Below are 14,534 nucleotides of genomic sequence, written 5' to 3' on the forward strand. Positions count from 1 at the left end.
GCTAGTCGCGCCCGAGCATCAGGTCAACGAGTTCGCCCAATCGGCCGAAACCGGTGACCGAAATCCCGCCGACGCCCTTCATCCCCTTGGGACCCCAGCCGGTCGAGAAACCGAGCTTCGCCGCGTCGCGCAACCGCAGCCCGTCGTGCGACACCGGGCGCACCTCGCCCGACAGCGACAATTCGCCGAACACGATCGCATCGGCGGGCACCGGCCGCTCGCTGAACGCCGAGATCAGCGCCGCCGCGACCGCGAGATCGGCGGCGGGATCGGTGAGCCGATAACCGCCCGCGATGTTCAGATAGACCTCCGCCCCGCCAAGCTGCAGCCCGCAGCGCGCCTCCAGCACCGCGAGCACCATCGCGAGCCGTCCGCTGTCCCAGCCGACCACCGCGCGGCGCGGCGTCGCGCCGCTCGCCAGCCGCACGGTCAGCGCCTGCACCTCGACCAGAACCGGCCTTGTGCCTTCGAGCGCGGGGAACACCACCGACCCCGGCACGTCGCGGCTGCGGTCGGTCAGGAACAGGCTCGACGGGTTGGCGACCTCGCCCAGCCCGCCCTCGCCCATCGCGAACACCCCGATCTCGTCCGTGCCGCCGAAACGGTTCTTGACCGCGCGCAGGATGCGATATTGGTGGCTGCGCTCGCCCTCGAACGCCAGCACCGTGTCGACCATATGTTCGAGCACGCGGGGCCCCGCGATCGTCCCGTCCTTGGTGACATGGCCGACGAGCACCAGCGCCGCGCCGCTGTCCTTGGCATAGCGGATCAGCTCCTGCGCCGAGGCGCGGACCTGGCTCACCGTGCCCGGCGCGCCTTCGATCAGGTCGCTGTGCATCGTCTGGATCGAATCGATGACGATGAAATCGGGATCGCTCCCGCCCAGCGTCGCGAGGATATCGCGCACCGAGGTCGCGCTCGCCAGCTGCACCGGCGCCTTGCCGAGCCCCAGCCGCTGCGCGCGCAGCCGCACCTGCGCCGCGGCTTCCTCGCCGCTGATATAGACGACCGTCTTGCCCGCCAGCGCCAGCCGCCCCGCCGCCTGTAACAACAGCGTCGACTTGCCGATCCCCGGATCGCCGCCGATCAGCGTGGCCGACCCCGCGACGAAGCCGCCGCCGAGCGCGCGGTCGAACTCGGCGATGCCGCACAGCATCCGCTCGGGCATGATGCTGTGCGCGTCGAGCGCTTCGAGCGCGATCGTCCGTCCGCCTTTGCTGAGGTCGTGCTTCGCCGAAAAGGCGGTTTCGCCAGCCTCCTCGACCAGCGTGTTCCACTCGCCGCAATCGGCGCACTGCCCCTGCCAGCGATAGGTGGCGGAGCCGCAATTCTGACAGACATATTGGCGTTTCGCTTTGGCCATGGGGCTCGCATAATCGGAACAAACGCGGAACGCTAGCCCTTTCCTCCCCCGTCATTGCGAGGAGCGAAGCGACGCGGCAATCCAGGGCTGTGCAAGGCCGCTCTGGATTGCTTCGCTTCGCTCGCAATGACGAACAGCGGGTGACGGTTCAGTTTTCTCGCGCACTGCTCTAGGGCGATAACCAACCACCGAATCGCCCCGCACAAGGATCCCCCGCACCATGAAATTCTTCGCCGACACCGCCGAAATCGCCGACATCCAGGAACTCGCCGCGACCGGCCTGCTCGACGGGGTCACCACCAACCCCTCGCTGATCGCCAAGTCGGGCCGCGACTTCAAGGAAGTGACGCGCGAGATTTGCGCCCTCACCACCGGCCCCGTGTCGGCCGAGGTCGTCGCGCTCGACCATGAAACGATGATGAAAGAGGCCGAAATCCTCCGCAAGATCGCCTCCAACGTCTGCATCAAGGTGCCGCTGACCATCGACGGCCTCAAGACGTGCAAGGCGCTGACCGGCGACGGCACGATGGTCAATGTCACCCTCTGCTTCTCGGCGGCACAGGCGCTGCTCGCGGCCAAGGCCGGCGCGACCTTCGTCTCGCCCTTCGTCGGCCGCCACGACGACAACGGCTTCGACGGCATGCAGCTGATTTCGGACATCCGGCTGATCTACGACAATTACGGCTATGAGACCGAAATCCTCGTCGCCAGCGTCCGCCACGGCATCCACGTCCTCGAAGCCGCCAAGATCGGCGCCGACGTGATGACCGCGCCGCCATCGGTCATCAAGGGACTGTTCAAGCATATCCTGACCGAAAAGGGCATCGAAGGCTTCCTCGCCGACTGGGCGAAGACCGGGCAGTCGATCTGAAACCGTCGCCCCCGCGAAGGCGGGGGCCGCTGGCCACCTTGCGCGACACCGATGGCGGCCCCCGCCTTCGCGGGGGCGACGATATGCCTTTCCAGTTGACGTAAACGTCAACTCACGCCGATACTCCCCTACGACAAAGGGAGAGATTCGATGACCGACACCGCCGCCCCCGCCGTTCTGACGCAGCGTCAGGGCCATATCCTGATCATCACGATCAACCGGCCCGAGGCGCGCAACGCGGTCAATGCCGACGTCCATGTCGGCATAGGCACCGCGCTCGAAGAGGCCGAGAACGACCCCGAGATCCGCGTCGTCGTGATCACCGGCGCGGGCGACAAGAGCTTCTGCGCCGGCGCCGACCTTGTCGCACTGTCGCGCGGCGGCAAGCTCGCACCCGACGATGAGGCGCAGCAGGCGTGGGGCTTCGCGGGCATGGTCGCGCACCCGATCTCGAAACCGATCATCGCGGCGGTCAACGGCTTCGCTTTTGGCGGCGGCTGCGAGATCGCGCTGATGAGCGACATCGTCGTCGCTGCGGAAACCGCCCAATTCGGCCTGCCCGAGGTCAAGGTCGGGCTGTTCGCCGCCGCCGGCGGCGCCTTTCGCATCGCGCGCCAGCTGCCGCAAAAGCTCGCGATGGAGCATCTGCTCACCGGTGACCCCTTCGATGCACAGGCCGCGCATCGCTATGGCTTCGCCAATCGGGTTGTCCCGCTCGCCGACCTGATGCCGACCGCCATCGCGCTCGCCGAAAAGATCGCCGCCAACGCGCCGCTGTCGGTGCAGGTGTCGAAACGCGTCGCGCTCGGCATCCACGAAGGCCGTATCGCGTCAGACGCGGCGGCGTGGGAGGCGAACACCCTCGAACGCAACCGGCTGATGCGCAGCGAGGACGCGCGCGAAGGCCCGCTCGCCTTCGCGCAGAAGCGCAAGCCCGAGTGGAAGGCACGCTAGGATGACAATGACCGATCCCGAACTTATCCCCGTCATCATCGGCGTCGGGCAGGTCAACGACCGCCCCGCCGATCCCGACCAGGGCCTCGATTCGCTTGGCCTGATGGTCGCGGCGCTGAAGGTCGCCGCCGAAGACGCGGGCGTGTCGCTGACCGAAATCGACAGCCTCGCGATCGTCGACCAGATCAGCTTCCACAGCCTCGGCAAGCTTCCCGAACCGCTCGCCGCCGCGATCGGTGCGACCCCTGCGATCAACTACCAGTCGGCGGCGCCGCACGGCGACACCCCGATCCGCCTGCTCAACGAGGCCGCGAACCGCATCGGCGCCGGCGAGATCAAACTCGCCGCGATCGTCGGTGCAGAAGCGCTGCGCACCGCCGCCGGCCGCGCCGCCAAGGCCGCGAAAGGCGAAGACAAAAGCTATAACGCGATCCGCCAGGTCGCGACCCGTCGCGAACCCAATTATTCGCAATTGCACGGGCTCTCGGCCCCGGTCGATGTCTATCCGCTCTACGAAAACGCCACCCGCGCCGCCTGGGGCCAGACGCTGACCGAGGCACAGGACGAAAGCGCCGCGATCTGGTCGCGTTTTTCCGAAGTCGCCGCCGCCAACGATGGCGCGTGGATCCGCAAGCCCGCGACGCCGGCCGACATCCTGACCGTCGACGAACGCAACCGCCCGATCGCCTTTCCTTACTCGAAGCTGATGGTCGCCAATTCGTCGGTGAATCAGGGTGCGGGCTTCCTCGTGACCAGCCTCGCCGAAGCGCGGCGCCGCGGCATCGCCGAGGACCGGCTCATTTACGTGGGCATGGGCGCGGCGGCGAAAGAACCCGCCAACATCCTCCACCGCGACCGCTACGACGGCAGCGTCAGCATGGAAACGAGCATCAACCGCACGCTCGCGCTCAACAGCATGACCGTCGAGGATTTCGATTGCGTCGAACTCTACAGCTGCTTCCCCTGCGTGCCCAAGATGGCGCGGCGTACGCTCGGCTGGTCGGTCGACAAGCCCGCGACCGTTTTCGGCGGCCTGACCTTCGGCGGCGGCCCGATCGCCAATTACATGAGCCACGCGGTGGTCTCGATGGTCGAAAAGCTGCGCAAGGAGGGCCGCTACGGCTTCCTGTTCGCCAATGGCGGCTTCGCGACCGACAATCATTGCATCGTCCTCGGCAGCGAACCGATCGCCGCCGCCAGCTTCCCGCAGGATTTCGACTATCAGGCCGAAGCCGAGGAAAAGCGCGGCCCCGTCCCCGAACTGGTCAAGGACTATGCGGGGCCGGCGACGATCGAAAGCCACACCGTCTTCTATGGCCGCGACGGCGCGCCGAAAGCCGGCGTGGTGGTGGCGCGCACGCCCGATGGCCAGCGCACGCTGGCGCATGTCGATGTCAGCGATGCCGCGATGCTGGCGTTCCTGACCGACGGCAAGGCCGAGCCGGTCGGCACGGCGGGCGCGGTCGTGGCGCTGGGCGAGGATCGCTTCGGCTGGCGCGCATAAGCCTCTCCCCTCCCGCAAGCGGGAGGGGAACATCGTCCCAAATTCACTCGCGCACGATCGGCTAAGCCGATAGGCTCCACCACATGAAAAGGCTCCTGCTCCCTGCGGCCCTCGCAGCCGCGACGATGTTCGGCTGCACACCGGCGATACCCGCCGAGCCGACGATGCAGGAATTGCTACGCGATCCGGCGGTGTCCGAATTTGCCGCCTGGCAGGCAAAACACAGCCTCCCCGCGATCGAACTCGAGCCGGCGGGTCCGGCCCCCGCCACGGCGGGGGGCACACGCATCGGCGGCCCGGTCTGGCTGGCGGCCGGCGAAGCGTGGCCCGCCGACCCCGAAGGACGACCGATGTCCTTCCTGGCGCAGGTCGATTTTGCCGAACTGCCGCCGCTGCCCGACTATCCGACCAGCGGCGTGCTGCAATTCTTCCTCGCCCGCGACGACCTGTATGGCGCGAATTTCGAGAAGCCCGAGGCCGGCAAGTTTCGTGTCATCTGGCGCGAAAAGCTGGGTGGCCCCGGCCAGTTGCACAGCGGGCGGCCAGCGGGCGACCGCGGGATCGACGATTATTCCCCGCTCTACGACGCCACCGTCGCGCGAGGCATCGCGCTGAAGCCGAAACGGACCGATCAGGTCCCCTCGGTCGAATCCTGGCTCGCCGAACGCGACCTCGCCACGCTGCTCAACGACCGCGCCAAGAGCGACCGCATCTATGCCTTCGCCGACAAGCAGATCGAACTGGCGACCCAGGGCCACCATGTCGGCGGCCACCCCGGCTTTACCCAGTCCGACTGGCGCGCGGACAAGCGCTATCAGGACGTCGACCGCGTCCTCCTCAACCTGTGGAGCGACGACCACATCATGTGGGGCGACTCCGGGCAGGGCCAATTCATGATCCGCCGCGAAGACCTGCTCAAGCGCGACTTCAGCAAGATCTTCTACCAATGGGACTGCTACTGAGCACAGCGGCCTAAATGTCGAACGACACCCCTTGCGCCAGCGGTAGCGCGTCCGAATAATTCACCGTGTTCGTCGCGCGCCGCATATATTGGCGCCAGCTGTCCGCCCCGCTCTCGCGCCCGCCGCCGGTCTCCTTCTCGCCGCCGAACGCCCCGCCGATCTCGGCGCCGCTGGTGCCGAGGTTGACGTTGGCGATCCCGCAGTCGCTGGCGACCAGGAAGCGTTCGGCCTCGCGCATGTCGGTGGTGAAGATCGCCGACGACAGGCCGGCAGCGACCGCATTATGTTCGTCGATCACCGCATCGAGGTCGTCATAGCGCATGACATAAAGGATCGGCGCGAAGGTCTCTTCGAGCACCGGTCCGACCTGCCCCGGCATCTCGACCAGCGCGGGCCGCACATAGAAGCTCGCGCCTTCGCCGACGCGCTCCCCGCCCTGCACAACGCCGCCCGCTGCCTTGGCCGCCGCCAGCGCCTCCTGCATCATCTCATACGCTGCGCGGTCGATCAGCGGCCCGACCAGCACCTCGCCCGCCAGCGGATTGCCAACCCCGACGCTCGCATAGGCCGCCTTCAGCTTGGCGACGAAACCGTCGTAGATGCTGTCGTGCAGGAACAATCGCCGCGTCGTCGTGCAGCGCTGCCCCGCGGTCCCCATCGCGCCGAACGCCACCCCGCGCAGCGCGAGGTCGAGGTCGGCCGACGGCGCGACAATCACGCCATTGTTGCCGCCAAGCTCGAGGATCGCGCGCGCGAAGCGTTCGGCCAATCGCGGCGCGACCGCGCGGCCCATGCGCGTCGACCCCGTCGCCGACAGCAAGGCCACGCGCCTGTCGTCGACCAATGCCTCGCCCGCCTCGCGCCCGCCGATCAGCAGTTGCGACAGGCCCTCCGGCGCGTCGCCGAACCGCGCGACCGCGCGCGCGAAAATCGCCTGCGTGGCGAGCGCGGTCAGCGGCGTCTTTTCCGACGGTTTCCACACCACGCTGTTGCCGCACACCAGCGCCAGCGCCGCATTCCACGTCCACACCGCGACCGGAAAGTTGAACGCCGAAATCACCCCGACAACGCCCAGCGGATGCCACACCTCCATCATCCGGTGCCCTGGCCGCTCGGTCGCGATGGTCAGGCCGTAAAGCTGGCGCGACAGCCCGACCGCGAAGTCGCAGATGTCGATCATCTCCTGCACTTCGCCCGCGCCCTCGGACGGAATCTTGCCCGCCTCGATCGTCACCAGCTTCGCCAGATCGTCCTTGGCCGCGCGCAATTCCTCGCCCCACAGCCGTACCAGTTCGCCGCGCCGCGGTGCCGGAACGTTGCGCCACGCGCGAAAGGCACCAACCGCCTTGTCCAGCGTCTCGTCGATCACCGCCGCGTCGGCGACGCGCAGCATCGCGACCGGCTCGCCGGTCAGCGGCGTCACCGACGGCATCGATCCGTCGGTCCACAACGCCCGGTCTACGCCCAGCCCGTCGAGCAGCCGCCCGACCTCTTCGCCGATCCCGGTCATCGATAGTCCTTTCCATTGCGATCTCGTGCCGCCTCTAATCCCCTCCACCCGTTCGTGTCGAGCGAAGTCGAGACACCCCGAAGTCGTATGCGACCGACGGGCACCTCGACTTCGCTCGATGCGAACGGATAAGGAGGGACTGACAAGATTCGCGGCCTAAGCGACGGGCCTGAAAAGCGGGAGAAGCAACATGTCCGACCTACCCCCCTCCGAACCTTTGGTCCCGGTCCCCGCCGACGCCGCCGCGAACACCCATTGCACTGCCGCCGATTACGACCGGCTCTATGCCCAGAGCATCGCCGACCCCGATGCCTTCTGGGCCGAACAGGCGAAGCGGATCGACTGGATCAGCCCGCCGACGAAGATCGCCAACTGGTCCTACGATCCGGTGTCGATCCAATGGTTTGAAGACGGCGTCCTCAACCTTTGCCACAACGCCGTCGACCGCCATGTCGCCGCCGGCCATGGCGACCGGACCGCGATCATCTTCGAGCCCGACGCCCCCGATGGCGAGACGCGCACGATCAGCTATGCCGCACTGCTCGCCGACGTCATCCGCTTCGCGAACACGCTCAAGAAGCTGGGTGTCCAAAAGGGCGACCGCGTCACCATCTATATGCCGATGATCCCCGAGGGTGCGGTCGCGATGCTCGCCTGCGCGCGCATCGGCGCGGTCCACAGCGTCGTCTTCGGCGGCTTCTCGCCCGAGGCGATCCACGGGCGCATCGAGGATTGCGCCAGCGACTGGGTGATCTGCGCCGACGAGGGGCTGCGCGGCGGCAAGACCGTTCCGCTCAAGGCCAATGTCGACAAGGCGCTCGAACGCGTCGACGTCAAGGCGGTGCTCGTCATCGCCCACACCGGCGGCGACGTCGCGATGACCGAAGGCCGCGACCATTGGTACGACGCGCTGTCGGCCGATGTCGGCGACACTTGCCCGTGCGAGCCGATGAACGCCGAGGACCCGCTGTTCATCCTCTACACCTCGGGCTCGACCGGCAAGCCCAAGGGCGTCCTCCACACCGTCGGCGGCTATAGCGTCTGGACCGCCAGCACCTTCTGGTACGGCTTCGACTATCGCCCCGGCGAGATCTTCTGGTGCAGCGCCGACATCGGCTGGGTCACCGGACACTCCTATGTCGTCTATGGCCCGCTCCAGAACGGCGCGACCACGCTGATGTTCGAGGGCGTCCCCAATTACCCCGACCACGACCGTTTCTGGCAGGTCGTCGACAAGCACCGGGTGAACATCCTCTACACCGCGCCAACCGCGATCCGCGCGCTGATGCGCGAGGGCGATGACTATGTCACCCGCCACGACCTGTCGTCGATCCGCCTGCTCGGCAGCGTCGGCGAGCCGATCAACCCCGAGGCCTGGCGCTGGTACAGCGACATCGTCGGCAAGGGCCGCGTGCCCGTCATCGACACCTGGTGGCAGACCGAGACCGGCGGCATCATGATCACCACCCTGCCCGGCGCGCATCCCGCGCAGCCCGGCAGCGCCGGCAAGCCCTTCTTCGGTATCCGCCCGCAACTCGTCGATGCCGAAGGCGGCGTGCTCGTCGACGAACAGAGCGGCGGCGCGGCCGAGGGCAACCTTTGCATCACCCATAGCTGGCCGGGACAGGCGCGGACGATCTACGGCGATCACGCGCGCTTCGCCGAGACCTATTTCTCGACCTACAAGGGGAAGTATTTCACCGGCGACGGCTGCCGCCGTGACGGGGACGGATACTGGCGGATCACCGGCCGCGTCGACGATGTCATCAACGTGTCGGGGCACCGCATGGGCACCGCCGAGGTCGAAAGCGCGCTCGTCCTCCACGCGGACGTCGCCGAGGCCGCGGTCGTCGGCTTCCCGCACGACATCAAGGGCCAGGGCATCTACGCCTATGTCACGCTCAACGCCGGGGTCGAGGCGACCGAAGACATGGTCGCCGCCCTCAAGCAGCAGGTGCGCAAGGAAATCGGCCCGATCGCCACCCCCGACCATATCCACCTGACCCCGGGGCTCCCCAAGACGCGCTCGGGCAAGATCATGCGCCGCATCCTGCGCAAGATCGCCGAGAATGACTTCGTCTCGCTCGGCGACACCTCGACCCTCGCCGACCCCAGCCTCGTCGACGGACTCATCGAGGGGCGCAAGAACCGGTAGGCGCGGCCCCGACAATATAATGAATTTACGAAGTTTCAGGGAATATTGACAAATGAGAATAGCATTTGCCCTAATTCTTGCCGTTGTGCTCGGAGGATCAGTCGATAGAAACGAGCTTGGCCAGAAAAAATACAAAGTCCCTACCGGCGCAACAGAGACCGCAACATTTATCTTTCCTAAGGGAGGCTTGAGACTATCCGTTTTCAGCGGAGATTATCAATATTACCGGACCATGAAAGGCGATGAATGTCAGTTATCTCAAAAGCTTATTGATTATAGCGCTGGAATTGGTCGAAATACAAAAGAAAAACCGATAAAAATTGAAGCCGGAAAGAAGGTAGAGATATTGGGCTTTACCATGAAGCAAACCTACGGAGGCTATAATTCTCAGCTTTACTCGTCTTGCATAAACGTTATCGAATTCACGCCAAAAGCCAATGCGACATATAACATCACCCAGATACCGGACGGCAACAATCCTGTTCGCAGTTGCTCGATGGATGTGAAGGAAGTTTCTACAGGCCGAACGCCAGAGGATATGAAAGTGCTTCCTGTGCCGAATTGCGAGTTTTAGCGTTGATTTCCCGTTGATGGAATCGATTGGGCCTTCCCGAGGAGCGGGCTCGATCGGCGGTGAGCGGGCGGGGCGCACAGTCCAGGCGACATGGCCGCGCTGCCAACCCTGCTCGACATGTTATCGCCAGACGAATGCACCAACTAGCTAAAAACATAGAATATTTCCGCCCAAACGGGAGAACCGCAACACAGCTACTTCGCGAGCGCCTCGCACAGACGATCGGTCGCCAGCGCGATGCGCGATTCGGCGGTATCGCGATTGGCCGGGCTATTCTCGACGCCCTTCGTTTCGGTGTTGAACGCCAGCAACGTTCCCGCCCGCTGGTCGGGGCAGAGACTGAGATAGGCACGAAAGCCGTTCTGGTCGCCATTGTGACCTATGAAGCGCACGCCCGCGCCGCGGTCGACGAAGAAGGATAGCCCGCTCTGGGTCGTCTTCGCCATGCGGCCCTGCGTGAAATCCTCGCCCGCCGCGATTTGCGGCACCCACATTTCCTCGAGCGACGAGCGCTTCAGCACCAGATCATAGTCCGCCTGCCGCGCAGGCTCGCCGAGCAGGAAGGCGGCATATTTCGCCATGTCGGGCATCGGCGCGTTGAGCCCACCGTTCGACACGGTGACGCCCGTATCGACATCGAAGGGCGCCGCGACGCGCTTGCCGTCGCTGATGGTATAGCTGTGCGACCGATGCGGCAGCAGGTGCGGCGGCGTCCGGTCGAAATAGCTTTCGTGCATGGCGAGCGGCTTCAGGATGTTCTTGTCGATATAGACTTCATAATCCTCGCCCGAGAGCCGCTCGATGACTTGGCCGAGATAGACGATGCCGGGGTTCGAATAGCCGAAACGGCTGCCGGGTTCGAACTCGACCCGCGTGTAGGGCAGCATCGCCAACAACTGCGACCAGTTGGCCGGTTCGAACGGCTGCCAGTCATGCTCGCGCCACGGCCAGGTGCCGCTGCGGAACCCCGCGCTGTGGCTCATCAGCTGGCGCAGCGTGATCGCGCCCGTGTCACCATAAGGGTTATGCACCGCCGCCAGTTCGGGGACATATTTGACGATCGGGTCGTCGAGCGACAGCAGCCCGCGATCGCGCAGCTGCATGATCGCGATGCCCGTCATCGTCTTGGTCACCGACGCCCAATGATAGATGGTGCGCGCATCGACCGGGACATGCGCGTCGGCGTCCTGCTCGCCGAGATGGTCGGCCGCGACAACCTGCCCGTCGCGCACGACGTAAAAGCTGCTCCCGGCAATATTCGCGCGGCGCGTTTCGGCGCGATGGAGCTGGCGAAAGTCACGCAGCGCGGCGTCGAAACCGCCCTCGTCCGCCCCGGCGGACGGGGCTGCGGTCAGGCAAAGGGCGACGGCAATCCAGCGCGACATGGCAATCCCCCGTCTCTTCATCGAAATATCAGGCCGCCACCGCGTGCCCGCGCTGCATCGCGAGGATGCGCGCCTCGACCTGATCGAGCGCGTCGAGCGCGGTGACGAGGTCGGCGTTGACCGACGCCCCGAGTTCGCGGCTCAGCGCATCGCCGGTCCCGAGCATTTCGGCAAAGGTCGCGCGGTCGAAGGCCAGCAACGTCGCCTGCTCGCTCGTCCGCAGCAGCCGGTCGTGTGCCATGCCCGATAGCATCGGCGACAGACCGACAAGCTGGCCGGGACCGGTGACGGTCAGCTGATAGATACCCTCCCCGTGCGGCAGGCCGCTGCGCACCGCCCCGCGAACCACGAGCCAAATCCGGTCGGACGATGCGCCGACCCCCGCAAGGTCGGTATCGGCGGCAAGGTCTATCCGCTCCCCCGCATCCCAGAAGGCCCGCCGCTGGCCCGGCGTCATCGCCGCGCAACAGGGGAGCTTGGCGAGAAAAGCCTCGGCCGCGAAATCCTCCTCGCTCACCGGCGGCAGCGCCCGCTGCGGGCGCGGCGTGAAGCTATCGGGGCTTTCGGACAGCATCGCGGCAATATCGCGCGTCTTGCCCGCAACCCGCGCCGCGACCAGCCGGCCAAGCGCGGTCTGCAATTGCAGCGAGGCGGGGCGAAGCTGCGACAACGCCGCGCGAAACTGATCGGCGGGCATATACCAGCTGCGCACCGGTCCGCGTGCGATGCCCATCGCCGATCGTTTGATGTCGCGGCCGATCAACGCCATGTCGCCGATCACCTCACCCGGGCCGACCTGCGCGAGCAAGGCCAGCCCGCCGCCGGGCAGGCGTTTGCCGATATCGACCCGGCCCTCGTCGATCAGATACAGGCCCTCGGCGCGCTCATTCTGGACGAGCAGCGCCTCGCCATCGGCGAAATGGCGCACCGTGAAGGCGTCGGCGATTTCGGCGCGCGCGGCGTCGTCGAGGTCCGCGAACAGCGGCACGTCCGCCAGCCGGCTGGCGGACAGCGCGCTCAAGCCAGCACCGCCCATGTCGGCGCATGGTCGCTCGCCTTCTCGCGCCCGCGATGGTCCTTGTCGACTCCGGCGTCGACCAGCCGGTCGGCGAGCGCAGGACTGAGCAGCAGATGGTCGATGCGAAAACCATGGTCGCGCTGCCAGCCGCCGGCCTGATAGTCCCAGAAGGTCCACACCCCGCCCGCCGGATGGCGGCTGCGGATCGCGTCGGTCCAGCCGTCACCGAGCAGGCGGAACCAGGCGTCGCGCGATTCGGGCTGCATCAGCGCGTCGGTCGACATCGCGCGCGGGTCCCACACATCGTCGTCGTGCGGGATGACATTGTAGTCGCCGGTCAGGATCGTCGGGATCTCGGCGGCGAGCAGCGCCTTCGCGCGCTCGCGCAGCCGCGCCATCCAACGCAATTTATAATCGAATTTCGGCCCCGGCTGGGGATTGCCGTTGGGCAGGTAGATCGACGCGACGCGCACGCCGTGCACGTCGGCCTCCAGGTAACGCGACTGCTCGTCCTCGGCTTCGCCCGCCAGCCCGCGCTGCACCTCGACCGGCGTCGTGCCTTTGGCGAGGATCGCGACGCCGTTGAAGCCCTTTTGCCCGTGATAGAGGAAGCCGTAACCCGCGGCCTCAATCTCCTTGGTCGGCATCGTCTCGTCGCTCGACTTCAGCTCCTGCAGACAGGCGATATCGGGCTGGGTTTCCTCCAGCCATTCGACGAGACGCGGCAGGCGCGCCTTGATTCCGTTGATGTTGAAGGTCGCGATTTTCATGCCGCACCTATGGCAGCAACGGGGTCGCGACGAAAGGCGTCAGATCGAGAAGCTCGACCCGCAGCCGCAGCCCGAGGCCGCGTTGGGATTTTCGACCTTGAACGACGACCCGCCGAGCGAATCGACAAAATCGACGATACAGCCGCGCACCAGGTCGATGCTGACGGGATCGACGACCAGCTTCACCCCGTCGGTCTCGGTGACGATATCCTCGGCATCGATGCCTTCGGCGAGCCCGAAACGATAGGTAAAGCCCGAACAGCCGCCGCCATCGACCGCGAGGCGCAGCGCCGCCTCGCTCTCGCCCTTGCGGTTGGCGATCCAGCGGACGCGCGCCGCGGCGGCGGGGGACAGGGTGATATCGGAAAGCTGCGTGGCCATGGTGCCAAGATAGGGCGTGCGGGCACGAATGGAAGGGGGTGTGGTGACGATGGATCGCGGCGTTTTGTCGGCTTTGGTGTGGGTGGCGACCCTGAAGATCCTCCCCATCGCGAAGCGTTGGGGAGGGGGACCGCCGCGAAGCGGTGGTGGAGGGGTCGGTACGGTGCGTCATAGCGAGAGGTTTGAACCCCTCCGTCAGCCCTGCGGGCTGCCACCTCCCCATCGCTTCGCGTGGGGAGGATCTTGCGTCCAACCGAGGCATACCGCCCAAATGAAAAGGGCGCCCCGGCTTGGACCGGTGGGCGCCCCCTCCTCTCCGACCCTGAAAAGCTTTTTATTCGGGACCGCCCATCGCCAGCTTGTCGCCGGTGATCGCGGCGATCGCCATGCTGTCCTGGCGGCAGAAGGGCATCGGATTGACCGGCGCGCCTTCGATGCGGACTTCATAATGAAGGTGGTTGCCCGTCGAACGGCCGGTCGAACCGACGTAACCGACGACCTGCCCCTTCTTCACCTGTTGGCCCGGGGCCACGATGTAGGAGGACATATGGCCGTAGCGCGTCTGGATCGCGTTGCCATGTTCGATTTCGACATAATTGCCATAGCCGCCGAGGCGCTGGGCGCGACCGACGATGCCGTCGGCGGTCGCATAGATCGGGGTACCGTGCGGCGCGGGAATATCGACGCCATTGTGGCGCGCGACCTTGCCGGTGATCGGGTGGACGCGCATGCCGTAGGACGACGACAGCGACATATTCTCGATCGGAACCCGCGACGGGATGGCGACGCCGATATTGGCGGTCAGGCCGGTGTCGAGGCGCTTCCACGCCTGGAAAATCGCCCGGGCCTCGGTATCTTCGCTGGTCTGCGGAACGCCGGCGGTGAAGCTGTCGTCATCGGGTTCGTCGGGAACGACGATGCCCGCATCGGCGCTGGTATCGGCAGCCTGAACAGCCGGGGCAGTGAAGCCCATCAGCGCGGTGGCACAAAAAATCAGCCCAAAACGAAACTTTTGCGCCAGAAGAGTGTTTATCACTTAACGACCCCGCATCTGCCTTGTCGCCAACGGAAAAATTTTCCGGTGGTG

At 66.0% G+C, this 14,534-nt stretch carries 13 protein-coding genes; 6 read left to right on the forward strand and 7 right to left on the reverse strand.

Annotated elements, in window-relative coordinates:
• Position 1: 1 nt before the first annotated feature.
• Positions 2-1,363, reverse strand: coding sequence for a DNA repair protein RadA (radA, locus tag AC07U1_RS00830; RefSeq protein ID WP_495178595.1), 1,362 nt, complete (start codon positions 1,361-1,363; stop codon positions 2-4).
• A 220-nt stretch (positions 1,364-1,583) separates the two neighbouring features.
• On the opposite strand from radA, the gene fsa reads away from it, so the two are divergent.
• From fsa to AC07U1_RS00850, 4 genes are all read left to right on the forward strand, one after another.
• The gene (fsa, locus tag AC07U1_RS00835) at positions 1,584-2,234 is read left to right on the forward strand and encodes a fructose-6-phosphate aldolase (RefSeq protein ID WP_056343398.1); all 651 of its coding nucleotides are present in this window, start codon (positions 1,584-1,586) and stop codon (positions 2,232-2,234) included.
• Between the two features lie 150 nt (positions 2,235-2,384).
• Entirely contained in the window at positions 2,385-3,188 is an 804-nt protein-coding gene (locus AC07U1_RS00840) for an enoyl-CoA hydratase-related protein (protein WP_056343400.1), read from the forward strand.
• A gap of 1 nt (position 3,189) precedes the next feature.
• Positions 3,190-4,692, forward strand: a complete 1,503-nt coding sequence (locus AC07U1_RS00845) for an acetyl-CoA acetyltransferase (RefSeq protein ID WP_495178596.1) — start codon at positions 3,190-3,192, stop codon at positions 4,690-4,692.
• A gap of 83 nt (positions 4,693-4,775) precedes the next feature.
• Entirely contained in the window at positions 4,776-5,654 is an 879-nt protein-coding gene (locus AC07U1_RS00850) for a YwqG family protein (RefSeq protein WP_492736318.1), read from the forward strand.
• A 10-nt stretch (positions 5,655-5,664) separates the two neighbouring features.
• Here the strand turns inward: AC07U1_RS00850 and amaB are convergent, their stop codons facing one another.
• A complete protein-coding gene (gene amaB, locus AC07U1_RS00855; RefSeq protein ID WP_495178597.1) occupies positions 5,665-7,164 on the reverse strand; it encodes an L-piperidine-6-carboxylate dehydrogenase in 1,500 nt (499 codons plus the stop codon).
• A 190-nt stretch (positions 7,165-7,354) separates the two neighbouring features.
• Here amaB and acs point away from each other — a divergent pair, with 190 nt between their 5' ends.
• Together acs and AC07U1_RS00865 are read left to right on the forward strand one after the other, a co-directional pair.
• Positions 7,355-9,319, forward strand: a complete 1,965-nt coding sequence (gene acs / locus AC07U1_RS00860; RefSeq protein WP_495178598.1) for an acetate--CoA ligase — start codon at positions 7,355-7,357, stop codon at positions 9,317-9,319.
• Between the two features lie 52 nt (positions 9,320-9,371).
• Entirely contained in the window at positions 9,372-9,893 is a 522-nt protein-coding gene (locus tag AC07U1_RS00865; RefSeq protein ID WP_187142022.1) for a hypothetical protein, read from the forward strand.
• Positions 9,894-10,087: 194 nt separating this feature from the next.
• Here the strand turns inward: AC07U1_RS00865 and AC07U1_RS00870 are convergent, their stop codons facing one another.
• The 5 genes from AC07U1_RS00870 to AC07U1_RS00890 form a co-directional block, all read right to left on the reverse strand.
• Positions 10,088-11,278, reverse strand: coding sequence for a serine hydrolase domain-containing protein (locus AC07U1_RS00870; protein ID WP_495178599.1), 1,191 nt, complete (start codon positions 11,276-11,278; stop codon positions 10,088-10,090).
• A 28-nt stretch (positions 11,279-11,306) separates the two neighbouring features.
• Positions 11,307-12,299 (reverse strand): cyclic nucleotide-binding domain-containing protein, encoded by a 993-nt coding sequence (locus AC07U1_RS00875; RefSeq protein ID WP_495178600.1) that lies wholly within the window; start codon positions 12,297-12,299, stop codon positions 11,307-11,309.
• Positions 12,296-13,066, reverse strand: a complete 771-nt coding sequence (gene xth / locus AC07U1_RS00880; RefSeq protein WP_495178601.1) for an exodeoxyribonuclease III — start codon at positions 13,064-13,066, stop codon at positions 12,296-12,298. The genes AC07U1_RS00875 and xth overlap by 4 nt, the downstream gene beginning before the upstream one ends.
• A 39-nt stretch (positions 13,067-13,105) precedes the next feature.
• Positions 13,106-13,447 carry an iron-sulfur cluster insertion protein ErpA gene (erpA, locus tag AC07U1_RS00885; RefSeq protein ID WP_495178602.1) on the reverse strand — a complete coding sequence of 114 codons (342 nt, stop codon included), beginning with the start codon at positions 13,445-13,447 and terminating at the stop codon, positions 13,106-13,108.
• Positions 13,448-13,781: 334 nt separating this feature from the next.
• Positions 13,782-14,420 carry a M23 family metallopeptidase gene (locus tag AC07U1_RS00890; RefSeq protein WP_156377556.1) on the reverse strand — a complete coding sequence of 213 codons (639 nt, stop codon included), beginning with the start codon at positions 14,418-14,420 and terminating at the stop codon, positions 13,782-13,784.
• Between the last annotated feature and the right edge of the window lie 114 nt (positions 14,421-14,534).

It is taken from the genome of Sphingopyxis sp. GW821-FHT02C12 (assembly GCF_059421785.1).